19 protein-coding genes are annotated in these 26147 nt (G+C 62.9%); 3 read left to right on the top strand and 16 right to left on the bottom strand.

The window, feature by feature from the left end; genetic code table 11:
- Positions 1-35: 35 nt before the first annotated feature.
- The 6 genes from ACUUL3_RS14275 to ACUUL3_RS14250 all read right to left on the bottom strand — a co-directional run bounded on the left by ACUUL3_RS14275 (position 36) and on the right by ACUUL3_RS14250 (position 4384).
- Entirely contained in the window at positions 36-1736 is a 1701-nt protein-coding gene (locus ACUUL3_RS14275; RefSeq protein ID WP_448552439.1) for a diguanylate cyclase, read from the bottom strand.
- A gap of 121 nt (positions 1737-1857) precedes the next feature.
- Positions 1858-2253 (bottom strand): hypothetical protein, encoded by a 396-nt coding sequence (locus tag ACUUL3_RS14270; RefSeq protein ID WP_448552438.1) that lies wholly within the window; start codon positions 2251-2253, stop codon positions 1858-1860.
- A gap of 29 nt (positions 2254-2282) precedes the next feature.
- Positions 2283-2453 (bottom strand): hypothetical protein, encoded by a 171-nt coding sequence (locus tag ACUUL3_RS14265; protein WP_448552436.1) that lies wholly within the window; start codon positions 2451-2453, stop codon positions 2283-2285.
- Entirely contained in the window at positions 2446-2766 is a 321-nt protein-coding gene (locus ACUUL3_RS14260) for a heavy metal-binding domain-containing protein (protein ID WP_448552434.1), read from the bottom strand. Before ACUUL3_RS14260 ends, ACUUL3_RS14265 begins: the two co-directional genes overlap by 8 nt.
- Positions 2757-3926, bottom strand: a complete 1170-nt coding sequence (locus ACUUL3_RS14255; protein ID WP_448552432.1) for a sensor histidine kinase — start codon at positions 3924-3926, stop codon at positions 2757-2759. Before ACUUL3_RS14255 ends, ACUUL3_RS14260 begins: the two co-directional genes overlap by 10 nt.
- 38 nt (positions 3927-3964) lie before the next feature.
- Positions 3965-4384 (bottom strand): bacteriohemerythrin, encoded by a 420-nt coding sequence (locus tag ACUUL3_RS14250; RefSeq protein WP_448552431.1) that lies wholly within the window; start codon positions 4382-4384, stop codon positions 3965-3967.
- A gap of 239 nt (positions 4385-4623) precedes the next feature.
- On the opposite strand from ACUUL3_RS14250, the gene ACUUL3_RS14245 reads away from it, so the two are divergent.
- Positions 4624-6852 carry an NADP-dependent isocitrate dehydrogenase gene (locus ACUUL3_RS14245; protein WP_448552429.1) on the top strand — a complete coding sequence of 743 codons (2229 nt, stop codon included), beginning with the start codon at positions 4624-4626 and terminating at the stop codon, positions 6850-6852.
- A 99-nt stretch (positions 6853-6951) separates the two neighbouring features.
- Here ACUUL3_RS14245 and ACUUL3_RS14240 read toward each other — a convergent pair whose 3' ends face one another.
- The 3 genes from ACUUL3_RS14240 to ACUUL3_RS14230 all read right to left on the bottom strand — a co-directional run bounded on the left by ACUUL3_RS14240 (position 6952) and on the right by ACUUL3_RS14230 (position 12422).
- On the bottom strand, positions 6952-9600 hold the full coding sequence (locus ACUUL3_RS14240) for an ATP-binding protein (protein ID WP_448552427.1): 2649 nt from the start codon (positions 9598-9600) through the stop codon (positions 6952-6954).
- Positions 9601-9637: 37 nt separating this feature from the next.
- A complete protein-coding gene (locus ACUUL3_RS14235; protein WP_448552425.1) occupies positions 9638-10945 on the bottom strand; it encodes a porin in 1308 nt (435 codons plus the stop codon).
- Between the two features lie 130 nt (positions 10946-11075).
- Entirely contained in the window at positions 11076-12422 is a 1347-nt protein-coding gene (locus tag ACUUL3_RS14230) for a phosphomannomutase (protein ID WP_448552423.1), read from the bottom strand.
- 120 nt (positions 12423-12542) lie between these two features.
- Between ACUUL3_RS14230 and ACUUL3_RS14225 the strand changes: the two genes are divergently transcribed.
- Positions 12543-13136 (top strand): hypothetical protein, encoded by a 594-nt coding sequence (locus ACUUL3_RS14225; RefSeq protein ID WP_448552421.1) that lies wholly within the window; start codon positions 12543-12545, stop codon positions 13134-13136.
- 19 nt (positions 13137-13155) lie between these two features.
- Entirely contained in the window at positions 13156-13812 is a 657-nt protein-coding gene (locus ACUUL3_RS14220) for a metallophosphoesterase (protein WP_448552419.1), read from the top strand.
- A 3-nt stretch (positions 13813-13815) separates the two neighbouring features.
- Here ACUUL3_RS14220 and ACUUL3_RS14215 read toward each other — a convergent pair whose 3' ends face one another.
- The 7 genes from ACUUL3_RS14215 to ACUUL3_RS14185 form a co-directional block, all read right to left on the bottom strand.
- Positions 13816-16362: a PEP/pyruvate-binding domain-containing protein gene (locus ACUUL3_RS14215; RefSeq protein WP_448552417.1), complete on the bottom strand. Its 2547-nt coding sequence runs from the start codon at positions 16360-16362 to the stop codon at positions 13816-13818.
- Positions 16363-16380: 18 nt separating this feature from the next.
- Positions 16381-16749 (bottom strand): response regulator, encoded by a 369-nt coding sequence (locus ACUUL3_RS14210; RefSeq protein ID WP_448552415.1) that lies wholly within the window; start codon positions 16747-16749, stop codon positions 16381-16383.
- A 97-nt stretch (positions 16750-16846) separates the two neighbouring features.
- Positions 16847-18253 carry an ATP-binding protein gene (locus tag ACUUL3_RS14205; RefSeq protein ID WP_448552413.1) on the bottom strand — a complete coding sequence of 469 codons (1407 nt, stop codon included), beginning with the start codon at positions 18251-18253 and terminating at the stop codon, positions 16847-16849.
- Complete coding sequence (locus tag ACUUL3_RS14200; protein ID WP_448552411.1) at positions 18250-19473, bottom strand: GspE/PulE/PilB domain-containing protein; 1224 nt, start codon at positions 19471-19473, stop codon at positions 18250-18252. The genes ACUUL3_RS14205 and ACUUL3_RS14200 overlap by 4 nt, the downstream gene beginning before the upstream one ends.
- Complete coding sequence (locus ACUUL3_RS14195) at positions 19460-20989, bottom strand: hypothetical protein (RefSeq protein WP_448552409.1); 1530 nt, start codon at positions 20987-20989, stop codon at positions 19460-19462. Before ACUUL3_RS14195 ends, ACUUL3_RS14200 begins: the two co-directional genes overlap by 14 nt.
- Positions 20990-20994: 5 nt before the next feature.
- Positions 20995-23607, bottom strand: coding sequence for a PEP/pyruvate-binding domain-containing protein (locus ACUUL3_RS14190; RefSeq protein ID WP_448552408.1), 2613 nt, complete (start codon positions 23605-23607; stop codon positions 20995-20997).
- Between the two features lie 5 nt (positions 23608-23612).
- A complete protein-coding gene (locus ACUUL3_RS14185; RefSeq protein WP_448552406.1) occupies positions 23613-26141 on the bottom strand; it encodes a PEP/pyruvate-binding domain-containing protein in 2529 nt (842 codons plus the stop codon).
- Between the last annotated feature and the right edge of the window lie 6 nt (positions 26142-26147).

Genomic DNA, 26147 nt, shown 5'->3' with positions numbered 1-26147 from the left:
AAAAAATTTCCTCTGGCCAGGCGGGGGAGAGAGGGTTAGTGCTTATAGCCTTCTTTGTGCTGTTTCTTCTTCTCCTCCTTGGTGGAGTACATGGCTTGATCCGCGCGGCTCAGCAGCTCGCCGATGGAGCATGGCTCCCCATGCCGGTAACGGGCGACCCCGAAGCTCAAGGAAAGCGGATAGAGGCGGCCGGGGTTGCCGTTGGTCCTGGCGATGCCTTCGGCAAGGCGGCGGGCGATGGTTTCTTCGGTGCCCAGGGGCGAGTTGTCCGTGCAGAGGATGACGAATTCATCACCGCCGATGCGGCCGACCACGTCGGCCAGGCGGAAGGTGTCGCGGAGAAGGATGGCGGTTTCCACCAGGGCCTGGTCGCCGACCTGATGGCCCAGGGTATCGTTGATCCACTTCATGTTGTCGAAGTCGATATAAAAGAGGAGCAGGTCGATCTTGTCGCGGGCGCTGATCTTGATCAGCTTGTCGGAAAAGGACATGAAGCCGCGGCGGTTTAAGAGGCCGGTGAGCTCATCGGTCACCACGGATTCCCGCAATTTTTCCTCCCATTTTTTTCGCTCGGTGATATCGGCGAAGGTGACCACCGCGCCCTTAATTTCAAACTCGTCGAGGATCGGCGTACTGGTAAAGCGCACCGGAAAACTGGTCCCGTCCTTTTTCCAGAAGGTTTCCGTGCCCTTGCGGAGGATGCCGTCGCGGCCGGCCGCGGAAACAGGGCATATTTCCGCCTCCGCCTCTTCCCCGGGGGAGCAGGAGTGGACAATCCCGTGCAGGCTGTGGCCGACGATCTCCGATTGCTCATAGCCGAGCATGGCCAGGGCCGCCGGGTTGGCAAAGGAGATGCGGTTTTCCGGGTCCAGGCCGAAGATGCCTTCACCCACCGCGTTCAAGATGCGCTCATGCTGATGGCGCAAATCGGCGAGCGCCTTTTTGGTTTCAATTTTTTCGGTGAGATCGCGCATGATGGCGACAATGAATTCATGGTCTTCATCCTTGATGGGAAGAAAATTGATCGCCACCTGTTTGTCGTTCAAGAGAGCGGGGCTTTTTTCGTCGATAACAGTCGGATATTCCGCGATATGTTCGAGCAGGGACCGCAGGCGCGTACGCTGTTTGGCGCTGAAGAGATCGAGGAAATTGGAGGCGAGCAGGCTTTCTTCCGGCAGGCCGCACAGGGCGACGGCCGCGGCGTTGGCATGGAAGATCCTGCCGTCGAAGGTGAACTCGACAACCCCTTCGGGCATGCTGTCGAAGATGATCTCGTAATGGCGTTTGGAAAAGAGCAGCTCCGAGGTGATGTGGCGCTTGAAAAGATCTTCGCCGCCCAGGATCATGCCCGCGATTTCCGCCAGGGTATTGTTGTCGATGTGTTCGATGACCTTGGCGATATAGCGTTCGGTGGTTTTGAAGGGACCCTTGGCGATGCAGGCATCGGCGCCGATTTTAAGGATATGGGGCTCGTCCTCCAGCACCGTGGCGGAGTAGATGATGATCCGGGTCGATTTCAGTTCGGGCCGGCTGCGGATCACCTGGCAGAGCTTTTCGCCGCTGATGTTGGGCATGACCAGATCGGTGAAGACGATGTCCGGCCTGGTTTTTTTGAGAATCTCCAAGGCGTGCAGGCCGTCTTCGGCGGTGGTCACCTGATGGCCCTCTTTGTTTAAGAAATCAACGAGCAGCTTTAAGACCACCGGGTGGTTATCCACCACCAGAATTTTTTTCATGACCGGAGCCCGTGTTGTTAACCCTTATCGGGAGAGATGCGACAATTGGTCCAATCTTATACCGGAAAAGAGGGAAAAAACAAGGTCTTTAGCCGTTTCCGGGCGGGCGGAGCCGCCAGGGTCAGAACCCGTACAGGGCCAGGAGGATGTCGGCCGCCACCGCCACGATGGAGAGGGCGAAAATGAAGAGATAGTTGATGTTTTCCTTTGATTTGCTGATGGAGGAAAGCACGTACTCGATGAGCTCCCTGTCTTCGCGGTCGAGCGGGGCAGCGGCCCGGATTTTTTCCAGAAGGCGGTTTTCCCGGATCGCTTTTTTACGCTTTTCGGAAATATGGTAGCGGTAGGCAAAAAAGAGGATATAGCCGATTACCCCGAAATACCAGAGTGGCCGCAGCAGGGCGGGATAAAAGGTGTTGACGATGGTGAGCAGCCGGAAGGCCACGGCGGACAAAAGGCCGATGATCAGGAAAAGATAGATGACAAAGGGCGGAACGGTATGGGGCTTATTGCTCATGGGGTTTAGGTCAGCTCTGGGATGAGGAATCAATCGCTGCAGCCGCAGGATTCTTTTTCCGCCAGGCAGAATGGGCAGAGCAGGCCGCTGCCGGTCCAGGCAAGGTCATTGGCGGGAAAAACCTCCCCGCAAACGGTGCAGGCCCCTTGCTGCTCCATCTCTCCAGCCGGCAAGGGCAGGCGCTGCTCCGGGCTAGTCAATGCGCACCGCCGTACCGCTGGCGGAAACCATCAGCATGCCGTTTTTCTCGCCCAGCACTTCGTAGTCGATATCAACACCGACAACGGCATTGGCGCCGAGCTGGGTAGCGGCGGCTTCAAGTTCGGCAAAGGCGATCTCCCGCGCCTTGCGCAGCTCCTTTTCGTAAGCGCCGGATCTGCCGCCCACGATGTCGCGGATGCCGGCAAAGAGATCCCGGAAGATGTTGGCGCCGACAATGGCCTCGCCGGTGACAACGCCCAGGTAGGCGTTGATTTTCCGGCCGTCGAGGCCGGGGGTGGTGGTCATGAGCATTTGCGCGCCTCCGTGGGCTGAGGGGGTCCAGGGCAAACCGGATGGGCGAAGCGGAAGGTGGTGCCCTGTTCCGCTGAAGATACAAAATCCACGGCGCCGTGTAAAAAGGTTTCGCCGAAAAGTTTCATGGCAAAGGTGCCGCTGCCCCGGCCGTCGCCATCCTTGGTGCTGAAATGGCGCTGAAAAATGCGCAGCTGCGCCTCGGCAGCGATCGCTTCGGAGTTCCAGACCGTAAAGATGACCCGCTCCTGCTCTTCTTGAAAGCCGAGACGGATCTCTTCCCCCTCTGGCGAGGCCTCGAAGGCGTTGAGCAGCATGTTGGTGAGGATTCGATTCACCAGGGAGGCATCCGTGTTGATGGTGATGGCCGGGATCTTTTCCGGCAGGCTGAGGCGTTTGTTTTTCGCGGCCGGATGCGCGGTCAGGCTCCGGGCCGCTTCGAGCAGAAGCTGTTCGCAGGAAACCGGGGCGAGCTTGGCCTGGTAGTTCCGGTAATCGGCAAGCACCAGGGCGCGCTGGATGGCGATCTCTTTTTCCAGGCGGCCGAGCAGATGTCTCATCTCCAGAGGAAGGGTGTTGCTGTCTTCCTTTGCATCGAGCAGCAGCAACTCATTTGCGCCAATGAGGCTGGCGAGGATGTTGTTGAGGTCGTGAAAAAAGCTGCGCTCCAGGGAGGCCCAGCGTTCCTGGGCGGTGATGTCCTGGAGAAAGAGCAGGATGAAATTCAGCCCCTCGATCTCCATGGGGCAGGCATGCACCTTGAGGCAGAGATCGCTTTCCTGCTCGTTGCGCCGCACGGTGGCCACGCATTTCTGATCCACCGGCCCTTTGTCCGCCAGGCAGGTGACCATGGCGATGGCGGCGCCGCAGGAGGAGCAGTACCTGGTGGTGCCGCAGCCGTGGGGCGGTTCATGGGCATGGATGCAGTTGATCGCCTCGCCGGGACGCAGGCCGAGAACGCTTCCGGCATCCTCGATGCCCAGCATGGCAAGGAGGGAATCGTTCACCGCCAGAATCTGCCGTTTGTCGTTGACCACGGCCAACAGGCCGCTGACCGACCGCATCAGGGCGTTCACGATGGGGCTGTTGCTGATGGCGTTGATCTCGTGCCGCAGCTGTTCGGAGGAGGCTTTTTCCGCCGGCGCGAAATATGTTTTCATGGAGGACTCCCTCGCAGGGTGACGGGGTTAACAAGGGGTCAGGGTGCATCCCCGCCCGCCGCGCCCTCGGTTCGCCGGGGCGGAGCAATCTTGCGGTCTTCCGTGCCGATGTGCTCCAGCACCCAGACATGCATGAGGCGTTTTAATTTGTAGCTCAGGGCATCCAGATTGCCGCTGTGTTTCATGATCGTGTTCATCTCATGGATGATGTCCTGGTGCAGGATCCTGTGCTCGGCAAGCTGTGGATAGCCGATGGAGGCCATGTACTCTTCTTCATGGCGGAAATGGGTATTGACGTACGCATAGAGGGCGACCACCGCCTGTTTGATCCGCTCGATCCCTTCGCCGCGGTTCGCGAAGCGGAGCACTTCATTGGCAAGCGCGATGAGCCTCCGGTGCTCCTGGTCGATCATCTCGTTGCCGATGCTCAACGCATCCTGCCAGGCAAAATCCGCCATCCGTCGTCCTCCCCGGCCTCCTGCCGGCGTGGGCCGCCATGGGGAAGCACTCCCATTGTAAGTTTTTTACAGGTGAAAAAGCAACAGCGGAGATGGCGGGCGCAACCGGGAAAAGGGCGCGGTTCCGCCCGCAGCGGCAGGAGGAGAAGATGGAGTTTGCAATCGCCTCCGGTATATGCTAATCCTGTTCAGTTCATATACGGACAGTCGATTCAAGCATCAAGAACGAAGGAAAAATCATGGCGACAGAGAAGATAATCTATACCGAAGTTGATGAAGCACCGGCGCTGGCGACCTATTCCCTGCTCCCGATTCTTACCGCATACACCAAAGGCTCGGGCCTTGCCATTGAAACAAGGGATATCTCCCTTTCCGGCAGAATCATCGCCAACTTTCCCGAAAACCTGAGCGATGGGCAGAGGATCCCGGATCATCTCGCGGAACTCGGCAAGCTCGCCAAGCAGCCCGAGGCGAATATCATCAAGCTGCCCAACATCAGCGCCTCGGTGCCCCAGCTCAAGGCGGCGATCAAGGAACTGCAGGACAAGGGCTACAACATCCCCGACTATCCCGAGGCGCCGAAAAACGAGGAAGAGAAGGCGCTTGCCGCCAGATTTGCCAAGGTACTCGGCAGCGCGGTGAATCCGGTGCTCAGGGAAGGCAATTCCGACCGGCGGGCCGCCGCCTCGGTAAAACAGTTCGGCCGCAGGAATCCGCATCGGCTGATGAAGCCGTGGCCGGCCGACTCCAAATCCCGGGTGGCGCACATGGCCGGCGGCGATTTCTACGGCAGCGAAAAGTCCGTCACCGTCGCCAGGGCGTGCGAGGTGCGCATCGAGTTCCACGGTGCTGACGGCACGAGCAAGGTGCTCAAGGAGAAGACCCCGCTCCAGGCCGGGGAGGTTGTCGACGCCGCGGTGATGCAGGTGGCTTCCCTGCGGAAATTCTATGCCGAGCAGATCGCGGCGGCAAAAGAGGATGGCGTGCTGCTCTCCCTGCACCTCAAGGCGACCATGATGAAGGTCTCGGACCCCATCATGTTCGGCCACTGCGTCTCGGTTTTCTATCAGGAGGTCTTCGCCAGGCACGCCCAGGTCATCCGGGAGCTTGGCGTCAACGTCAACAACGGCATCGGCGACCTCTACGCCAAGATCCAGGGTCTGCCGGAAGCGAAGCGGGCCGAGATCGAGGCGGATCTCCAGGCGGTCTATAAGAAAAACTGCGAACTTGCCATGGTGGATTCGAGCCGCGGGATCACCAACCTGCATGTGCCCAACAGCGTGATCGTCGACGCCTCCATGCCTGTTTTTATCCGCGACGGCGGCAGGATGTGGGGAGCGGACGACAAGCTGCACGACACCATCGCCATGGTGCCGGACCGCTGCTATGCCACCATCTATCAGGAGGTGGTTGACGATTGCCGGAAGCATGGCGCCTTTGACCCGGCCACCATGGGCTCGGTCGCCAATGTCGGCCTGATGGCGCAGAAGGCCGAGGAATACGGCTCCCACGACAAGACCTTTCTCGCCCCCGGCAAAGGGACGATCCGCGTGCGCGACGCTGCTTCCGGCGAGGATCTGCTCTGCCAGGAGGTGGAGGCAGGCGACATTTTTCGAAGCTGCCAGACCAAGGACGCCCCCATCCAGGACTGGGTCAAGCTCGCCGTGAACCGCGCCAGGGCGACCGCCACCCCGGCGATCTTCTGGCTGGACGAGAAGCGGGCCCATGACGCCCAGCTCATCGCCAAGGTGAAAAAATATCTGCCTGACCACGATACAGGCGGTCTCGACATCCGGATCCTGCAGCCGGAGGAAGCCATGCGCATCTCCCTGGCGCGGATCAGAAGGGGAGAGGACACCATTTCCGTAACCGGCAATGTCCTGCGCGATTATCTCACCGATCTCTTCCCGATCCTGGAGCTCGGCACCAGCGCCAAGATGCTTTCCATCGTGCCGCTCATGAACGGCGGCGGCATGTTTGAGACGGGTGCCGGCGGCTCGGCGCCCAAGCACGTGGAGCAGTTTTTGAAGGAAGGGCATCTGCGCTGGGATTCGCTGGGAGAATTCTGTGCCCTGGTGCCTTCTTTCGAGCATATCCACGGCACCTTTAAAAACGAAAAGGCGCTGCTTCTGGCCGAGACTCTGGATCAGGCCATCGGCGTCTTTCTTGAAAACGGCAAGTCGCCCTCCCGCAAGGTGGGGGAGCTGGACACCCGGGGCAGCCATTTCTATCTGGCCCTTTACTGGGCGCAAAGCCTGGCGGCGCAGGGCAAGGAGCCGGAGCTGGCGGCACGCTTTGTCAAGGTGGCCAAGGCCCTTGCCGACAATGAGGCAAGGATCGTTGCCGAGCTGAATTCCGCCCAGGGCCGCCCTGTCGATCTTGGCGGCTATTACCGGCCGGACCGGGAAAAGACCGTCCGGGCCATGCGGCCCAGCGCAACCTTTAACGCGATCATCGACGCGCTCTGATAGGAAAGTTGCCGATACAAACGCAAAAACCCTCCAGGCGGAGGGTTTTTGCGTTTGAGACGTTGCGGCGCGGGCTGGGGCGATCCGAAAACCGCTGGCTCAGAGGCGCGGCCGTCTCGCGTCCAGGATCTCCCTGACCAGGCTGACCACCTCTTTTTCCTGGAATGGCTTGAGGATGAGGGCGCGGATGCCGAGTTTCTTGGCGCTCTCCTCATTGATCACCTCGCTGAAGCCCGTGCAGAGGATGATGGGAAGCTCCGGCCGAAGGCTCAGTATTTTCACGGCCAGTTCCTTGCCGGTGAGATGCGGCATGGACATGTCGGTGATGACCAGATCCACCTCCCGCTGGTGCTCGCTGAACCAGGCATGGGCTGCCACGCTGTCCGTCAGGCCGGTGACCCGGTAGCCGAAATTTTTGAGAAACAGCTCAAGGAGCTGGACGATTTCCGGCTCATCGTCCACCACCAGGATCCGTTCGCTGCCGCCCCGGAGTTCCGTTGCCGCCTCTTTTTCCTGGGGCGCCTCCGCCGGCGTCTGTATGTGCCGGGGCAGATAGATGCTGAAGGTGCTGCCCAGCCCCGTGGTGCTGACCACCCGGATCTGGCCGCCATGGCTGGTCACGATGCCGTGCGTCACCGCCAGGCCGAGGCCGGTGCCCTTGCCGGCCTCCTTGGTGGTGAAATAGGGCTCGAAGATCCGTTCCAGGAGCGCTGTGTCCATGCCGCAGCCGGTGTCGCGCACCATCAGCTGCAGATAATCTCCCGGCGGCAGGGGCGGGGAAATATCCTCCGCCCTCGTTGGCGCCAGGGAAACCGTGAGGGTGCCGCCCTTTTCCTGCATGGCATGGTAGGCGTTGGTGCAGAGATTCATGACCACCTGGTGGATCTGGGTGGGATCGGCGAGCACCGGCCCGCAGTCGGCGGGAATATTCTGGACGATCTCGATGTTGGCCGGCAGGGAGGCGCGCAGGAGCTTCAGGGCCTCTTTGACGATCAGGTGAATCTCGATGGGCTTTTTCTCCTGTTCGCTCTGCCGGCTGAAGGTGAGGATCTGCTGGACCAGTTCCCTGGCCCGGAGGCCGGCGGTGAAGACTTCGTCCAGGTAGCCGCGCAGGGTCGCGTTCGAGGTCGCGCTTTCCAGGGCCAGCTGGGTATAGCCGATGATGGCGGTGAGGATGTTGTTGAAATCGTGTGCGATGCCGCCGGCCAGGGTGCCGATGGCCCGCATTTTCTGGGCCTGCCGCAACTCGGCCTCGGCGCGTTTTCGCTCCGCCATTTCCCGGGTCAGGGCGGTGTTGGCCGCAGCCAGCTCCCTGGTGCGCTCGATGACCCGCTCTTCCAGGAGGTCGTGGGCTTCGCGCAGGGCTGTTTCCGCCTTTTTGCGCTCGGTGATGTCGGTGGCGATACAGACGATGCCGATGAGGTTGCCCTCCTGGTCGAGAAGGGAGGTTGCCGAAAAAAGGACCGGCACGCGGGTTCCTTCCCTGGTGATAAGTGTGCGTTCGGCTTTGTTGATTTTACAGGCGCCGGCCCGGCAGCGCGTGAATTCCGCGGCCAGGTCGGCAGGGTTTTCCAGGAAGGAAAAAATCTTCTGGCCGAGCAGCTCCGCCTCGGTGCAGCCAAGCAGACCGCAGAGCGCCTCGTTTGCCTTGCTCACCGTGCCGTCGGCTTCCGTCACCAGCAGGACGTCGCTCATGGTGGCAAGGATATTCTCCACATAGGCCTTGGCATTGGTGAGATCCTGGTTGCTCTGCCCCAGGGAGCGGTTGAGACCCACGATCCGGTTCAGCAGCTGGCCGAAACTGAAGTAGAGCACCAGGCTGGCGAAAAGCAGGAGAAAAACACTGATCAGGACGACCTTGATGATAAAATTTCTCGCCCGGGCCAGCTCGCCGCTGATCTCCATGGCGACGAGAATCCTGGCAACGGGCTCCTGCCGGTAGTTTGCCAGTCCGATATCCGAGAAGAGGATATACTGCCTGCCGTCCACCGTGACCGGGGTTTCCGAACCTCCGCCCAGGTCGAGCCGGGGGGCGATTTTCCGGAAAATACCGTTCCGCGTGGGCAGGATGGTGTGTTCCCCCTGCTCGATATTGTTGCCTCTGGCCAGGGTCGCCTTCTCCCACTCCGCGGAGCTGACGGCAACGGCGATCTCGGGGCTGATCCGCTCCTGCAGCAGGTGAATGAGCTGCTCGTAGCTGATGCCGAACTCCAGGGCCCCGATATACTGCTCCTGGTGAAATACCGGCTGTACAACCCGGTAAAAAAGCCCTTTTCTCCCCACCTCATAGCCGGAGAGCTGTTTGCGGATTCTGTTCACCTCGCGGACAATGGGGCGGATTTCACTCAGGTCATCGCCGTGGAGCGCCGGCAGGTGCATGCGCAGAAACGAGCTGTTGTCCGGCAGGTGGAAATGCATGACGACGAAGAACGGGTTTTCGCCTTTGATCGCCGTGTAAAAGGGCAGGGTCGCCTGATAGAGGGCCTCCGGGTCCCGCCGGGCAAAGGCCTCGATCACGTTTTTCTTGGTGGTGGCCAGGCTGACGACCCGGGATTTGTATGCGGCAAACACTTGCTCCTGCAGGGTTTCCGCCAGGAAATGGGCGCTGTCCTTCTTGGTCTGCAGCACGGCTTTCAAATGGGCATTGTGCTGCTGGATGCTCATGAACAGAAAAATCCCGGTCAGCACCGTGATGGTGAGCATCACCGAGAGGATGGCTTTGGCGCGGATATCCATCAACAAGATCACCAGGGCTCCTTATTGGCCCGCATTGTGAAAAGGGGTCTTAAAACATCCAGAAGAGCTGCGCCGAAACCCGGTCGTCATAGGTGTCGAGCACGTTGTTCTGCGCCGCGCTGTCCGCCAGGTTGGGCGCCTCATTGTCCCGGATCTCGTAGTTCAGCATCAGCCTGGTATTGGGGGTGAAGTAGTAATGGCTGCCCAGGGTGAGGGTGGTGAATCTGCGTTCGTTGGCGCTGATTTCGGTGCCGCGGTCCAGACGGTCGTAGCGCACGTCCAGCCACCAGCCGGGCAACACCTGATAGCCGAGATCCAGGTACCAGCCCAGGGCGTCTTCCTCCGGAAGCAGATTGTAGGAGGAGATGGTGCCGTTGTCGCCCAGGGATCCCGGGATGCCGCCCGAGTCGACGCTGTTGGGAATCATGCCCTCAGCCTTGCTCAGCTCGACGGTGGCCCGGAAATTCCCCTGCCGGTAAGCGGCGCCGCCTCCGAAACGGTTGCGCTCAAAGTCCTGCCGGGTCTGGAGGGCGCCGGCCTTGATGGTCCGTTCGCCGTCCTGCAGCCAGGCAAAGAGCTTCAGGCCTTCCTGCTTCATGCCTTTGCCGGCAAAGACGTATTCCGAGGACCAGTAAAGATAGAGATCCTCCCCGGGGCTGCCGCCGCCTGTGCTGACACCGCGGCCGTTGCCCACCATGGCCGCATAGGTGTGCTCCCAGGTGGCGGTGCGGAAGGAATCAAAGAGCATGGCGCCCATGTCCCGGAAGGTGCTGCAGGCCCCGGGGATATTCGGGTCCTGGGGGTTGGCGCCGTCGTTGTCGTGGAAGCGCTCCTGGAGGAGCTGGGCGCTCATGTTGCTCAGATTGACGTAGGAGCCCGGAGCGTTGAACTGCAGGCCTTCTTCCGCGCCGGGATACTTGAACATGCCCAGGCGGAGCCGGGCGTGGGGGATGACGTTCATGGTGAGGCTGGTGTCGAGGAGCCTCACCCTGTCGCCTTCGTCGAGGCGGGTTACGTCGTTGTCGCCGGCCATGGCCATGATCAGGTAGTTGAAGCGGGGGTCGGGGGTGACGCCGCGGGCGCCGAAGCGGATCTTGCGCAGGGTGAGCTGGGAAGCGGAAGCCTGGCGCGGGCCGATCTGGTTGAAAACCGCTTTCTGGCCGGTCCAGGGACCCACCGAAAGATGGCTGTCCTCGGTGTACTGGTAGTCGGCGGTCACATTGCCGTAAAGACGGACCGCCGGAGCCTTGTCCGGTTCGGTGCCCTGCTGCATCAGCCAGTTTGCAGCCCGGGCCTGGGCGGGCAGGGAGAGGGCGCAGAGGCAAACGAGCAGACCGGCGGACAGGGCTTTTTTCATCAAGGCGTCCTTGCTGTAGTAATTATTCTCATTGTGGACAATATTCACTCTAGCAGCAAAAAAAAGTATCCGTCAAGCAATGAGCTACCACTCTGTGGCTTGTTTTTCAAGGGCGCGGATCGCGCCCTGTTCAGCCCCGGATCAGGTGGAGCAGCTCCTCTGTTTTTGCCTCCATCAGCGCCCTGTCCCCCCTGGCTTCCACATTGAGGCGCAGCACCGGCTCGGTGTTTGATTTTCTGATGTTGAAGCGGAATCGCTCGGCGGTGAAGCTTAAGCCGTCGGTATGGTCCTTCTGGCCCGGCGTATGTTCGTAAAAGGATTCCACCCGGGCAATGACGGCGTCAGGGTCCGCCACCCGGCTGTTGATCTCGCCGCTCACCGGATAGGCCTCCTGCCGGGCCCGCACCAGCCGGGAAAGGGGTTGGCCCGACAGGCAGAGGATCTCGGCGACCAGCAGCCAGGGGATCATGCCGGAGTCGCAGTAGGCAAAGTCGCGGAAGTAATGGTGGGCGCTCATCTCGCCGCCGTAGACGGCATCCTCCGCCCGCATCCGCTCCTTGATGAAGGCGTGGCCGGTCTTGCTCATGACCGGCACCCCGCCGGCCGCGGCGACCATCTCCCTGGTGTTCCAGACCAGCCTCGGGTCATGGATGATCCTGGCGCCGGGATTTCTGGCCAGGATCGCCTGGGCCAGCAGGCCGACCATGTAATAGCCCTCGATGAATTCGCCCTCTTCGTCAAAGAGAAAGCAGCGGTCAAAATCGCCGTCCCAGGCAAGGCCGAAGTCGGCCTTATGTTCGCGCACCGCCCGCGCGGTGAGGTCTCGGTTTTCCGGGAGCAGGGGATTGGGCACCCCGTTGGGAAAGGTGCCGTCCGGCCGCCACTGCACCCGGAGGAATTCGAAGGGCAAGGCCGCGGCCAGCGCATCGATGATGGGGCCGGCGCAGCCGTTGCCGGCATTGGCCACGATTTTCAAGGGCTTCAATGCCTTTTTGTCGATATAGCCAAGCAGGTGCTCGATGTAGGCGGGTTTGTCGTCAAGCGTGCTGAGGCTGCCGGGTCTGGCCGCGGTTATCCTTTTGCCCGCCTCGGCCAGCCGCTCGATCTCTTTCAGGCCGGTGTCTCCGGAGATGGGCCGGGCCCCGGCCCGCACCAGCTTCATGCCGTTGTAGTCGGCCGGGTTGTGGCTGGCGGTGACGATGATGCCGCCGTCCACGGCCAGATGGGAGGCGGCAAAGTAGATCTCCTCGGTGCCGCAGAGGCCCAGATCGACCACATCGACCCCGGCCGCGAGAAAGCCGTCGGCCAGAGCCCTGGCCAGGGCCGGGCTTGAGAGGCGGATGTCGTGGCCGATGGCCACTTTTTTCGGGGAAAATCGCGCGCTGTAGGCCTGGCCGATCAAAAAGGCCAGCTCCTCGTTGAGTTCGTCCGGGACGCGGCCGCGGATATCGTAGGCTTTGAAACAGGGCAGGCTCATGGGGGCTCCAGCTCATGTGCGGAATATGCCGCTGTCGCGGCGGATTCGCATAACCCTTTGAAGGAATGCGTGTTTTCGGGTAGAGTTGTTTTTTGTAAATCTCAAGAAGGACAAGAAAGCATGGAAACCCCGATTCTGCAACCGCAATTCGCGGCCCGGATGGCCGATCTCTACGCGCGGATGGAAGGTGCCTACGACATCGTGGCCAGGCAGCTCGATTTTTCCTGCGAAGGCTGCCCGGACAATTGCTGCGATTCCTATTTTCTCCACCATACCTATGCGGAGTGGGCCTATCTCTGGGTGGGACTCATGGAGCTTGCCCCCGCCCGGCGCAAACTCCTGGAAAACCGGGCCGCCGACTATGCGGCCGCAAGCCTCGAAGCCCAGGAAAAGGATGAGCGGCCCCGGCTCATGTGCCCGCTGAACGAGGAGGGCCGCTGCAGCCTCTACAGGCACCGGCTGATGATCTGCCGGCTGCACGGGGTGCCTTCGAGCCTCACCTTTCCCAACGGCCAGATCAAGAAATTTCCCGGCTGCTTCCGCTGCCAGGAGCTGGTGGCCGGCCGGCCGGCGGTGCCGACGGTGGAACGCGCCCCCCTCCTGCGCGGCCTGGTCGCCCTGGAGCAGGAGCTGCTCGGCAGGGAGCAGGGGCAGATGCCCAAGGTGAAGAAGACCATCGCCGACATGATCCTCCTGGGGCCGCCGCGGTTCTGAGACGCGGCAAGGGAAGTGGATGAGGGACGGAAAAATCTTTGCCATCGGCGACATCCACGGCTGCGCGGACAAGCTCGCCGCCCTGCTGGCCAGGCTGCCCTTTGCGGCAGGCCGCGACACCCTGGTCACCCTGGGCGACTATTTCGACCGCGGCCCCGGCGCCCGGGAGGTGCTGGCGCAGCTCTGCCGCCTGCGGCAGGACGGGGTCCGCCTGCAGGCCATCATGGGCAACCATGAATACCTGCTCCTCGAATACCATCGCGGCAAGGACCCGGCCCTGCTTCCCTATCTGCGCCGGCTCGGCCTGGAGAATACCCTGGAGAGCTACGGCGGCGCCAGCCTGGCCGCTCTCGGCGATCTCGCCTTTCTGCCCCGCGAACACCGGGATTTTCTCGACACCCTTCTTCCCTACTGGGAAACCGACGACTACATCTTCGTGCATGCCGGCCTCCGCTTTGATCAGCCCGTAAGCGAGCAGGACATCTCCGATCTCTGCGAGGTGCGGGAGCCCTTTCTTTCCGAGGAGCGGGATTACGGCAAGCGGATCATCTTCGGCCATACCCCCTTTGCCACCCCCCTCGTCACCCCCAACAAGATCGGCATCGACACCGGCGCCGCCTATGGCAACCTGCTCACCGCCGTGGAATTGCCAAGCCTGCGCTTTTATCACGCCTGAACCTTAAAGGTCGAGGCGGTAATCGCCGGCCTGGAACCGGCGGGCCAGGACCGCGACTTGCCCGTCGGAATCAAGACGGGCGTCGAGCTGTCGGGTATAGGCGAGCAAGCGGCCGATTCCGGCAAGTATTTTTTCGATCTCCCCGCGGCTCAGGCCGGAGAGGCGGCCGACCAGAAGATCGCCTTTCTCCTGCAAGGAAAAACCATGGTCCGCCAGGACCATGGCCATGAGGGCAATACGGCGGGAACGGTTGGCGATGGCGGCGGCGCCGCCCACGAAGCGGAAGTAGATATGGTTGTTGCGCGGGGTGTCGCTGCAGTAGCTGTCCAGCATGTTGAAATGGTAGCCGAAGCGCAGGCTCATGTTCACATACTCCCGGCTGGCCAGGGCCAGGTTGAAGCCGGCTTGTCCGCCTGCGGCGGTGAGATCCGCGGCCCGGCTCAGGCCGGCAAGCAGGTCGCCGGCCTGAAGCGGCACGGATTCGTTTTGCCAGACGCCGGGGGTCAGCATGCCGGCGAGCACGGCCCGTAGCGGCAGCGAGGCGATCCCGGCAAAGCCGACCTCCTTGCCAGCCGAATCTTCCAGGCCGCCGCCGAGATCGATCATGAGAAGCTGGACAGGCAAGGGCAGGGCCAGGCGGCGCAGGGCGCTCCGGCCGCCGAAAACCCAGGACTTGCCCTGGTGTTCGGCCGTGGCGACCAGGGCCTGCACCGATTTTTCGTGCACGAAGCGGACCAGATCGTGCACGGTCTTGCACTTCTCCGGGCTGAAGTCCTGCCTGAGAGGATTGACCAGATTCAGCGGCGCGATGTGGCGCATGATATACTTCTGTCGCCGGAACTCGTACAACTCCCGGAGCCTTGCCCCGGTCTGGCGCTCCTTGCGGAGCAGCCCCTGGACAAGGCCGGCATAGATCGTAAACTCGCCGCCCTCGCCGGCCTGCAGGGTTATCTCCTGCCCGGTCCGGAGCAGGCGGGTGGCAACGCCGGTGTTGACCACGGCGGGAACGGCAAACTCCCGGCAGATCGCGGCCATATGGCTGGTGGGCACCCCGACCTCGGTGATGATGGCGTTGACAAAGGGGATGGCCTGCACGAAGTGGGGGGAGTCATGGCTGGCCACCAGAATGGCGCCCTGGGGGATCTTGGCCAGCTCGTCCAGGCGCTGGAGGACAAAGACCTTGCCCGCAGTGGTGCCCCGCTGCACCACGGTCCCCTGATTTTCCAGGAGCACCGGAAAGCCCGTTGTCGCGGGCCGCTCCTCAGGCGCAGTCTCTTCTTCCGGCCCATCCATGCGCAGGGCCCTGGCCTGGAGCAGGTGACAACGGCCACTCTTGTCCAGCGCCCATTCGATATCCTGGGGGTTCCGGAAATGATCCTCAATGGCCTTTGCCTGGGCGGCCAGGGAAAGAATCTCCCCATCGTTCAGGCAGGCGAGTTCCCGCAGGTTGGCCGGGGTGGCCACGATTTCGGTGCCCTCGCCGAGGTTGACCACCATCTTCGCCTTGGCGCCGATGCGGCGTTCAAGAATTGTCAGCTCCTCGCCCTTGGCCACCGTGTAGAGATCGGCGTCGGTCAGGCCATCCACCACGCCCTTGCCCAGGCCCCAGGCGGCGCTGATCGCCAGCCTGCTCCGGTCCTTGCCGCCTGCGGCCGTATAGATGACGCCGCTCGCCTTCGCGTCGAGCATGGCCAGGCAGCCCACCGCCATCATCAAGCGGCCCGGGGCATAGCCAAGCTGGCGCTGGTAGCTGATGGCGTTTTCCTGGAAAAGGCTGGCCACCACTTCTTTATAGGCGGCTTCGACCGCGGCCGGGGTACAGGGCACGTTGAGCACCGTCTCGAACTGGCCGGCAAAGGAAAAATCGCCGTCCTCCTCTTCGGCGCTGCTGCGCACCGCCAGGGTTGCGTTCGGCCCGAGCCGTTTTTTCATGGTGTCGAGGGCGGCGGCAAGGTCGGTCCGGAAATCCTCCGGGAAGCTGCCGGCGAGAATCTTCGCCCGCAGGTCGGCAATCGCCGCGGCATCGACCCCGTCCAGGCCGGCCAGCCGTTCTTCCAGACCGTTGTGGCGCATGAAGGCACTGAAGGCGGCGGTGGTGACGGCAAAGGCCTCGGGCACCCGGAGCTTCAGGCTGTTCGCCAGTTCGGCCAGGTGGTAGTTCTTGCCGCCCACCTCCTCGGCCAGATCCCAGGTGATTTCCGGATAAAATACCACCAGCCGCGCAGAGGCAGGCCCGTTGCCGGAAAGCATCCGCTGCACCAGGGTGTCGATCCGGTTTAGGGTTTCGACAAGCGCGGGGTAGCGGTTGTCGGTGAGCCGGGCGAAGTTGGCAAGGGAGTCGGAGATCGCCCCATGGAGCTCCTGATAAGCGCGGCGGGTGTAATTGACGTCAAAGAGATAGTCGCCGCCAAGCTTTTCCCCCATTTCGGTCATGGCTTCCAGGGTACGGTTGTTGGCCGCCAGCACCGCCTTGAACAGGGCAAAGCGCCCCGCAAGGTCGGAGCCGGCAGCGAACAGGCCGCGCAGCCGCCTGAGAAGAGAGGAGGGCATGTCAACGGGCCTGCCTGTTCATTGCTCGCCCAGGGCCCGTCTGATGGACGCCTTGAGCTCCTTGATCTTGACCGGCTTGGGGAAGAAGTCATGCACGTCGTCGCGCAGGGCCTCGATGGCCACGTCCAGATTGGCAAAGGCGGTGATCATGATCACCACGATGCCGGGGTAGAGCTTTTTCACGGTGCGCAGCACCTCAAGGCCGTCCACCCCCTTCATCTTCAGATCGGTGACCACCACGTCGAAGGGTTTTTCCGCAAGACGAGCCAGGGCGGACTCGCCGTTCAGGAAGGTCTCCACCTCATACCCATCCTGCTCGAAGGAGAGCTTTGCCATGTCTCCCACGATTTTTTCGTCGTCAATGATCATTATGCTGTGTTTCGCCATCACTTCACCTCATGAAATTGTTGATGCCGGCCTGGCGCGTAGGCCGCAAGGCCGGCGGTTATTGCGTGGTAGGTTCCCTGGCCCCGGCCCGGACTCGTCATGCGATTCCCAGTTTTTTGCAGGTCGGCAGGGTGATGATAAAGGTGGTGCCGGCTCCGAGCCGGCTTGTCACCCGGATGTTGCCCTGGTGATTCTTGATGATGCCGTAACTGACCCACAGGCCCAGGCCGGTGCCGCTTTCCTCCTTGGTGGTGAAAAACGGATCAAAGATATGATCGAGAAACTCCGGGGGGATGCCCTTGCCGTTGTCGCGGATCTCGATTTCGATCATCTCTTCCTCCGGGAGAAACCGGGAGGAGATGGAGAGTTCGCCGCCCTTGTCCATGGCCTGGATGGCGTTGGTGGCCATGTTGACCAGGACCTGCTGGATCTGGTGTTCGTCGATATAGATCTCCGGCAGATCCCGGGCCAGGGTCAGCCTGATTTTGATGTTGGAGATATCAAGCATGTTCTGGATCAGGGCCAGGATCTTCTGGATGACCTGATTGGCGGCGGCCGGGGCCAGATGCTGCTCCTTGGGCTTGGCGTAGTCGAGGAGATTGTGGATGATCACCCGCAGCCGCTCGGTTTCTTCGTCGATCCGTCCCATGAAACCGATCCGCTCTTCCCTGCTTAAGCCGTCATAGACCTCCGAGTAGGTTTGGGCGATCATGGAGATGTTGTTGAGGGGATTGTTGAGCTCATGGGCGACCCCGGCCACCAGCACGCCGATGGAGGCAAGCCGTTTCGACTGGACGATCTCCTTTTCCCGTTTTCGCAGCTCCTCGGCCATGGCGTTGATGGCCGCCAGCACCGCGCCCATTTCGTCGTTTGATGGCGTTGCCTCGATCTTCCGGTAGTTGCCCCTGGAGATCGCCCGGGTGAGATCGACGATCTTGCGCAGGGAATTGCCGATATTGCGGACAATGAGGTTGCTGAAGAGCAAGGCGAAGAGGACCACGGCCCAGAAGGAGTAGAGGAGGATATTCTTGGAGCGGACAATGATGGTGCCGATCCGCTCGCTCTCCAGGGCGGTGATGTCCTCGGAAAAGGTTTTCAGGCTCTGCCCCGCTTCGCGCAGGTTTTTCTGGGCGGTCCTGTTTCCGTGTCCTGTCTTGCCGATGGTCTCGACCTGCCGCGCGTATGCACGCAGATGGTCCCGCAGCTTCGCGTACTTTTCCGCCCCCACGGCCCGGGTGATCTCCGGCCGCACCTGCTGCAGGGTCTCGGTGGTCTGCGTGATCCGGCCGCTGATGTTGGCGAGGGCCTCGTCATCGCCGTAGAGAAAGTAGTTTTTTTCCGCCAGGCGCATTTCGAGAAAGGTGGCGTTCAGGCCTTCCGCGATCACGGTGAAGCGGAACTTGGTCAGGATCTCGTTGAGATTATGCAGGGCAAAGGTGCCGATCAGGACGATGAGCAGAATATGGACCGCGTTGGAAAGATAGATCTTGTGTTCTATTTTCATGAGGATTTCCCCGCCAGGGCGGCGCTCCGGGTGCTGGGCAGTTCGGCCTGCTCCTTGCGCACCGGCAGGTACCAGAGCCCGCCGTCAATGATCATCAGGAGGCCGCAGAGAATCAGCGCCCCGTCGAAAAACGTGTTGACGCCGAGACCGAAGTAACCGATCAGGCCGATGCCGATGCTTATAAAGGCGACCCCGGTGCGGACGAAGGCCAGGCCGGTGCGGGCCCGGGCATAGATGGTCCGGTAGCAGCCGGCGATGGTACGTTGCGCGGCGAGCACGTTACGTTCCCGCGCCAGGTGGGTGCGTTCCCGGCTGGCCGGCACCGGATGGATAATGGTGCAGTAATTGCCGAGCAGGTCGCCGAGGCGGGCCAGCATGGTGTCCTTGCTTTGCCTGACCGGCCCGGGCTGCTCCAGATTCTGGTAGTTTTCAAGAAAGCTGAGGGTGGCGCCGCTCACCTCGACCAGGGTCTGGTGCCGGGGCGGAGTCATCCGGGAACCGCGCACCTTGAGGTAGGTGGGCAGGGCGGTACCGATCAGGATCGGGCCGATGGCCAGGACACAATAGGCCAGGACGGGAGAGATTGGAAAAACTTCGCCGCCCAGCAGGGTGCGCGAAATGGTGGCAAAAGCCAGGCCGGTGCGGACAAAGGCCAGGGCGGTACGGGCCTTGGCCAGGTCGGTGCGGTAGCAGGCGAGCCGGGTTCGCCACTGGGCCATGGTGTTGCGCCAGAAGGCCAGGCCGGTGCGTTCGCTGCCGATGAGCAGACCGGGGCGGGCATGGAGAAAATCCTGAATGAACCAGGCAAGGTCATCGGCCAGGGCCACCCGGAATTCATAGGGGGCCGGGCCGAAAATGTTCTCCACCTCGGCGCGCATGCCGGGGTCGGAGGGATCCTGGGCCGCGATGACAATGGTGCCGTCGGCATCCTTGACCACCGGAAACCAGCCGTTTTCCGCAAGTCGGCGTGCCGGCAGATCCCGCAGCAATTCAGGGGGAATGGGCAAGCGCTCATCGTATTCGAGGGAGGCGCAGCGGTAATAGTCGCGCAGGGCCGCAAGTAGTTGCGGCCGGGGTACCCCGTACTCGGCATGAAGAATCCGGCTGAGCGGCACCCGCCGCAAGACCGCCGCCTCGGCCGCCAGCCTGAGCAGGTCGGGCGCAAGCAGGCCGCTGCCGGCAAAGGGCCGCAGCAAGGTTTCGCCGTCAATCCTCGTCATTGCTGAACACCACTTTTTTCCAGAATCTGGCAGGCACCCCGTAATCAGGGATGGGGATCTCCATGTCGCCATAGCAGTAGGGAAACTGCCGGCGCAGCCGTTCCGCCGGAACGCTCCAGACAAAGCCGTCAGCCACCAGAAAAAGGCCGGCCGCCATCAGCAGCGCGGAAAAGACGGTCCAGGCCGGTCCGCCCGAAGCCCGGAAGGAGAGGAGAAAGGCGGCGCCGACGAGAAAGAGGCTCAATCCGGTGCGGATAAAGGCGAACCCGGTGCGGGCGCGGGCCATGACCGTGCGCAGCCTGGCCATGACGTTGCGGCGTTCCGCCAGCACCGTACGCTCCAGAGCGACGCCGGTGGTGGCCCAGATCCCCGGCGCGTGGGAACTCTTCACCGGCAGGGTCAGGGGATTGCCCGCCGGTCCGGGCGGGACATGGCGGTGGGGAAAGAAATAATCCCAGATCGAGGACATCCTCGTTTTTTCCCGCACCGAGCAATGTCCCTCCACGCCGGCCTTTCTGCCGCGCATATACCAGAGAAACCCTTCCAGGGCCATGAGGATGCCGATGGCGATGAGCGCGAGGTCGAAGAGCAGCCAACGGCTGGCCTGAAACTGACGCAGGAGTCCGAGGCCCAAGCCGCTGAAGGCCAGACCCGTACGGCTGAAGGCAAGCCCGGTGCGCACCTTGGCCATTCTGGTCCGGAAGCAGGCGAGCACCGTCCGTTCCTCGGCGAGATCGGTGCGGTCGCTGGCGAGAAAGCGGCGCCGCATCACCGGGGAGAGACTATGCCAGGCGGCCCGGCGCCCGGCAGCGCCTTCCACCACCAGGCTGCGGCGAAATTCCGGGGTGAGGTACTCGTTTTCCACCGCCAGGACGCTGGTGCCGCCGCTGGCGCCGGTATCGAGACAGGCCGGCAGGCCGGCGAACAGAGCCCGGGCCGGGAGATACCATTTGAGGCCGTCCCAGACCGCGATGATGCCGCCAAGGAACAGGGGAATCTCCAGGAGCAGATAATAGCCGCTGCCGACCAGGCGGAGAAAGAGGAGGGCGATGGTCATGCAGGCCAGGCCGGTGCGGATGAAGGCCAGGCCGGTGCGGCTTTTCGCGAGCAGGGTGCGGTAATGGGCGAAAAGAGAGCGCCGGCCAGCCAGGTAGGTGCGGACCTTAGCCAAAGGGGTTCGGCCGGCCGCGGCCGGAAAGCCGGGGTTGAGGTCCTGGTTGTGTTCGAGGATGCGGATGAGATCATCGGGCAGGGTGACCTGAAACTCCACTTCGGAAACGCCGAGGACCGCGCGGATCCTGGCGGCCAGCGCCGGCCCCGGCGCGGTGGCGATCACCGTCGCCCGGCCATGGGCAACCAGGCGTGGAAACCAGCCCTCGGCCCGGAGCCGCGCCATGTCGAGCTTCCAAAGGAGAAATTGGGGGCCGGTCACCGATTCCTGATATTCCACCCAGGGGCAGCCGTACTGTTCGCCAAGCGCCGCCAGGGCCTGTTGTTTCTCTAATCCAGCCACCATCTCTTTCATCCGGTGGCCAGCGCAGGGTTAGTGTTCGCTGCCAGTCCCGCCAGCGCGTAATCGCCGGCCAGGAAGGCCTCCGCCACCTTGGCGATCATGGTGTCGTCGGCCATAAAGGCGTCGAGCAGGCGGGTAAAACCCAGAATTTTTCCCACCATCACCAGTTTTTCCTCGATGGCCTCCCGGGCCGCGCCCTGCAGGGAGGCGTTGACCAGATCCTCCCGTACATCGACGAGAAAGCCGTACTGTTCAAAGATCTCCCCGATGCACAGGGCCCGGCGCCGCCGCCGTTCGAGGCTGGTGCCGCCGCCCTTGAAGCGGAATCTGATATGGTTGCTGCGCGGGGAGGGAGAGGCGACGGCGTCGATCATGATGAAGTGGAAGTCCATGCGGGCGTTCATATTGCAGTAGTCGCGGCTGACGATGCAGTAGTTGGGCAGGCCGATGGGCCGTTCCGATTTCTGGTCGGTGAGAAAGGAGGAGAGCACCGAACCCATGGGCGCCCCGCCCGGCGGCGGCCCCCAGTGCAGGCCCGGGCTGGTGATTCCCTGCCAGAGGGCCTGGAAGGGCCGGGAGATCACCAGTTCCGGGGGGATGCGCCGCCGGCGCGGACCTTGGCCCGGTGCCAGCCCCCCACCCATGTCGATGACGCTCAGGAAAAAGGGGACCGGCGAGTCGATGGCATGCACGGCGCCAAGATTTTTCTCCAGCATCTCGTCGCCGGCGTCAAACATGGCCAGCACCCCTTTTTCGTGAACAAAACGGACGATGTCGTGGAGGGAGCGGCACTCGAGAATGGAAAAGGTCGGACCGTAGGCATCGGTGAGGTTGAGGGCGGTGACCAGTGCCTGCAGCTCCTGGTAGAGGGGCGGCAGGATCGGTTTGGCGGCCTTGGCGGCGGGGGCCTGCCGCCAGGCAGCCAGGGCTGCCGCGATTTCCTCGGCGCTTGCCGCATGGACCCGGCCATGGCTTGCGTCCACCGTGAGCCACTGCCCGGCCTTGAGCCGGCGGCCGGCCTGGTTCAGCCCGCAAAGCAGCGGGATCTGCTGTTCGCGGGCCACGCAGGCCAGGTGGTCGGCCGGGCTGCCCAGGTCAACCAGCACCGCGGCGACCTGGCCCAGGATATTGGCCGCATCGACAAAGCTCTGCTGCATGACCAGGACCACCGGTTCATGGGGCAGATTTTCCAGATCCTGCCGGTTCTTCACCGGCCTCGCCCGGCCGGTGGCCCGGCCGGGCGAGGCCATGATCCCTTCGGCAAGGGGCGGGGTTTTGCCCTGCCAGCCGTCATCCTCCCGGCCCGCCAGGATGGTGAGGGGGCGCATCTGCAGGATGAGGGGCTGCCCGGTTTTGTCCACCGCCCATTCAATATCCTGGGGGGTTTCCTCCGCTGCTTCAAGCTGTTTTCCCCAGGCGGTCAGGGTTCGCAGCTCCTCTTCGGCAAGCACCGGTTTGTGCCGCTCCGTCGGCGGCAGTTCCTGCCAGGCAAGGCCGCCGTCCTCCTTGCAGACCAGGAGTTTTTCCTTGTCGGCGATGACGGAGCGCGGCCAGTCCACGCTGCCGTCGGGCCGGAGATGGTAGAGATCAGCGGCGGCGCTGCCGGCAACGGCTGCTTCGCCCAGGCCCGGGACCGCGCTGATCAGGAGCAGGTCGCTGTTCGGTTCCTGGGGGGAGCGGCTGAGCAGGATGCCGGCCGCCCTGGCTTCCACCATCTCCAGGCAGAGGACGGCCATGTCGAAGCGCAGAGGGTCGAGGCCGGCATTGAGCCGGTAGGCCAGGCTGCGCGCGGTGAAGTTGCTGGCCACCACCTCCTTGAAGGCGGCAAAGAGCTGCGCCTCGTTTCTGACATTGAGCACCGAACTGAACTGGCCGGCAAAGGAGTGGTGGCGGCCGTCCTCGCTGATGCTGCTGCTGCGCACGGCCAGGGCCTTGCCCGCGCCCAGGAAGGGCAGGGCCGCCCCGCGCAGTTCCGCGGCCAGCTCGGGCGGCAGGCCGGCATTGCTGATCAGCTCCCGGGCCTGAGCGGCGACGGCCGGCGGGATGCTGCCCTGGTTTTTGGCGCTGTGCCGGGCCAGGAGATGGACCAGTTTCAGGGAGAGGCCTTCGTGGTCGAGAAAAAGACGGCAGCCGGCCAGGGTGACGACAAAACCGTCCGGAACCCGGAAGGTGCCCTGCCGCATGAGACGGGCCAGGTTGGCGGCCTTGTTGCCGGCCATCGCCTTGTGGCCGTCGCTGATGGCGGCAAGCGGCAGGAGGCGGGGAATCGTCTCCTGCTCGGGGCCGGCAAGCTCCTTGAGCCTGGCCGTTATGGCGAGGGCGAGCTTCTCCTGCACGCCCCAGAGGCCGCGGTACTTGCCGCGGCTTAAACTTTCCAGGCGGCCGATCATCTCCCCGGTTTCGGCAAGGAGTTTTTTGATGAGGCTGGCCAGATTCGCCGGGTCGCTCTGCAGGCGGAGCAGGATCGTGATCTCGGTGAGGCAGTCCACCGCCCTGTTGTTGCCGGCCAGGAGCGAGCGGAACACCTGATAGCGGGCGGTGAGGAGGTTTTTCGCCTCGGCCTGCCGCTGCTCGCGGCCCTCCCGCAGTCTGCCCAGCTGTTTTTTCAGCCAGCTTCGCATCTTCGCTAGCCCCTTGCCCCTGCCTGTTCTTCCTTGATGCTGGAGAGAAATTGCAGGAAGAATCGTTCGATGGCCGTCTCGTCGTGCATCTGCACGTCAAGCTGGCGGGTGAAGGAGATCAGCTCGCCCAGGCGGGAGAGTACCCGCTCCATCTGGAGGAGGTCCAGGTTCCTGGCCTTGGCGATCACCAGATCGCCTTTGCGCTCCACCTTGAAGTAGAGGCCGGAGAGAATGGCGCCGAGCAGGCGGGCCCGCCATTCGCGCTTGCTTTTCTCGGCCAGGCCACCGACAAAGCGGAAGTAGATGTAGTTGTTGTCCGCCTCCGTCGACATATAGGCATCCACCACGTTGAAGTGATAGCCCAGGCGCAGGCTGAGATTGCAGTAATCCTGGGCGATGATCCCGAGGTTGTCGCCGGGGTAGGAGGCGCCGCCGATGAGCGCCATGGGTTTGCCGATGCCGGAGAGGATATCCCTGAGGCCCAAGGGCACCGGCTCCCTGTCCGCCGCGCTCTCTTTGAGAAAGCCGGCGAGGATGGCGGCCAGCGGCCGGCTGCTCACCATCTCCAGGGTGAGCTCGCCTTTGGCCGGCGCGGAGGCGGCAATGCCGGCGCCGATATCGATGAGACGCAGCTTGAGGGGAACCGGCAGGTGCAGGGCCCGGCTCCGCAGGCCCGTTTTTCCACCCTGGTCGGCATGGAAATGGATCAGGGCGTCGATGGCCTTTTCATGGCAGAAGCGGAGGATGTCGTGGAAGGTCCGGCAGTTTTCCGCCCTGAACTCCGGGCCGCCCGGGTCCGAAAGGGTGATGGGCGCCACCCAGCGCAGCAGGCGGCGCAGGATCCGCAGTTCCGTGGAGGCGCGGTAGCTGTTTTCTTCCGCCGCCTGCAGGCGGACCAGCCCGGCGATGATCCCTTGGTAGATCTGTTTGTTTTCCACATCAACCGTGATTTCCCCGCCATCGGCAAGGAGCCTGGTCGCCTCGCCGGTGCCGAACAGGGCCGGGGTCCGGTATTCGCGGGCAATGGTGGCGAGATGGCCGGTGGGGCTGCCGACATCGGTGATGATCGCCGCGGCCCGCCAGACAATGGGGCTGAGCTGGGGGCTGGGGAAACGGGCCACCGCGATGGCGCCCACCGGAAACCGGGCCGGATCGGTGTTCTGATCCACCTGCACCACCCTGCCCGCGGCAATGCCCAGCTGGGCGACCTGGCCTTTGCCGCTGAGGAGCGGAATGGCGGCGGCCAATTCGGCGGCGAGTTCGCCAGGCCGGGGCGGCGGCTTCCCAGGCAGGGAAAAGGGCCGGCTCTGGAGGATGACTGGTTCGCCGGCTAGAGCCCATTCGATATCCTGCGTCTCGCCAAAGGCTTTTTCGAGCAGCATGGCCTGTTCGGCAAGTTTGCCCAGTTCCTTGGGAGTCAGGGCGGCCGAACCGCGCCGCAGGCCGGAGGGCAGAAGGTCGAGCGGCGCCTTGCGGGCGGAAAAATCCTCGCCCTGGACCAACTCGCTTTCCAGCAGGGCAAAGGGCCAATTCCGGCTGAGCAGATAACGGTCCGCGGGCTTGCGTCCCTCCACCAGGGCGCGGGCGGCGCCGCGCACCGCCGTTATCAGGAGCTGATTCTGTTCCGGGGCTTCGGGGTTGCGGCTGTAGGTCACGCCGGCAACCCGGGCCGCCACCATGGGCTGCACGCCGACGGCCATGGGGACATCCCGGCTGCTTGCCGAAGGGCCGAGATATTCCAGGGCGGGCACGGAAAAACGGGAGGAGATGACCTGGCGATAGGCGGCGAGCAGCGCGGAAAGCTCCGGCCGCACCCCAAGGGCCGAATGGAACTGGCCGGCAAAGCTGCGGGTTTCCGCGTCTTCGCCAACGCCGCTGGAGCGCACCGCCAGGGGAAGTTCGTTACCGAGCCGCCGCCGAAGCTGGCTCAGTTCATCCCGCACCGCGGCAACCAGGCTTTCGGGAATCCTCGCCTTGGCGATGAGGGCGCCGATCCGCTCGCTGCGCTCCCGACTGGTCCCGGCCGCGGCGCAGATGGCGTCGATTTCGGCAAAAAGGCCGTTTTCCGTCATGAAGAGGCGGTAGGCCGCCGCGGTGATGGCGAAGCCGTCGGGCGCCGGCAGGTTCAGGCGGTTGCGGATCTCGCTCAAGGTGGCGTTCTTGGCGCCGACCAGCTCCTCGAAATCGCTGTTGATCAGCGCATAGGCCAGGGTGAGGCTGTTGTCGTAGGGGCCGGTATATTCGGCGGCCAGCACCGCGAGTTTGCCCGTGATCTCCTCATAGCGCGCATACAGGGCAAGGTAGCGGTCGTTGCTCAGGCTGTTTACGCAGTAGATCACCTCCCGCACCAGATCGGAGAGCGAGGCCACCGCCTCGGAGAGAAATTTCCGGTCAAAGACATATTCCCCGGAAAGGGCGCCTTCCATGCGGGCGATTTTTTCCAGCACCGCATTGTTTAAGGAAAGAAGGCGGCGGAACTGCTGAAAGGAGGCCGAAAAAGCGGCGCTCTCCCCGCTTTTGCCGAAAAGGTCCATGGAGTC

Source organism: Thiovibrio sp. JS02 (assembly GCF_053485635.1).
The sequence above is the reverse complement of the archived record's forward strand: the minus strand, read 5'-3'. Positions and strand labels throughout refer to the sequence as shown.

Excerpts from the sequence above, each read along its gene's own strand:
- ACUUL3_RS14275 (WP_448552439.1), bottom strand. The coding sequence starts at position 1,736 with ATGAAAAAAATTCTGGTGGTGGATAACCACCCGGTGGTCTTAAAGCTG.
- ACUUL3_RS14270 (WP_448552438.1), bottom strand. The coding sequence starts at position 2,253 with ATGAGCAATAAGCCCCATACCGTTCCGCCCTTTGTCATCTATCTTTTC.
- ACUUL3_RS14260 (WP_448552434.1), bottom strand. The coding sequence starts at position 2,766 with ATGCTCATGACCACCACCCCCGGCCTCGACGGCCGGAAAATCAACGCC.
- ACUUL3_RS14255 (WP_448552432.1), bottom strand. The coding sequence starts at position 3,926 with ATGAAAACATATTTCGCGCCGGCGGAAAAAGCCTCCTCCGAACAGCTG.
- ACUUL3_RS14250 (WP_448552431.1), bottom strand. The coding sequence starts at position 4,384 with ATGGCGGATTTTGCCTGGCAGGATGCGTTGAGCATCGGCAACGAGATG.
- ACUUL3_RS14245 (WP_448552429.1), top strand. The coding sequence starts at position 4,624 with ATGGCGACAGAGAAGATAATCTATACCGAAGTTGATGAAGCACCGGCG.
- ACUUL3_RS14235 (WP_448552425.1), bottom strand. The coding sequence starts at position 10,945 with ATGAAAAAAGCCCTGTCCGCCGGTCTGCTCGTTTGCCTCTGCGCCCTC.
- ACUUL3_RS14230 (WP_448552423.1), bottom strand. The coding sequence starts at position 12,422 with ATGAGCCTGCCCTGTTTCAAAGCCTACGATATCCGCGGCCGCGTCCCG.
- ACUUL3_RS14225 (WP_448552421.1), top strand. The coding sequence starts at position 12,543 with ATGGAAACCCCGATTCTGCAACCGCAATTCGCGGCCCGGATGGCCGAT.
- ACUUL3_RS14220 (WP_448552419.1), top strand. The coding sequence starts at position 13,156 with ATGAGGGACGGAAAAATCTTTGCCATCGGCGACATCCACGGCTGCGCG.
- ACUUL3_RS14215 (WP_448552417.1), bottom strand. The coding sequence starts at position 16,362 with ATGCCCTCCTCTCTTCTCAGGCGGCTGCGCGGCCTGTTCGCTGCCGGC.
- ACUUL3_RS14210 (WP_448552415.1), bottom strand. The coding sequence starts at position 16,749 with ATGGCGAAACACAGCATAATGATCATTGACGACGAAAAAATCGTGGGA.
- ACUUL3_RS14205 (WP_448552413.1), bottom strand. The coding sequence starts at position 18,253 with ATGAAAATAGAACACAAGATCTATCTTTCCAACGCGGTCCATATTCTG.
- ACUUL3_RS14200 (WP_448552411.1), bottom strand. The coding sequence starts at position 19,473 with ATGACGAGGATTGACGGCGAAACCTTGCTGCGGCCCTTTGCCGGCAGC.
- ACUUL3_RS14195 (WP_448552409.1), bottom strand. The coding sequence starts at position 20,989 with ATGGTGGCTGGATTAGAGAAACAACAGGCCCTGGCGGCGCTTGGCGAA.
- ACUUL3_RS14190 (WP_448552408.1), bottom strand. The coding sequence starts at position 23,607 with ATGCGAAGCTGGCTGAAAAAACAGCTGGGCAGACTGCGGGAGGGCCGC.
- ACUUL3_RS14185 (WP_448552406.1), bottom strand. The coding sequence starts at position 26,141 with ATGGACCTTTTCGGCAAAAGCGGGGAGAGCGCCGCTTTTTCGGCCTCC.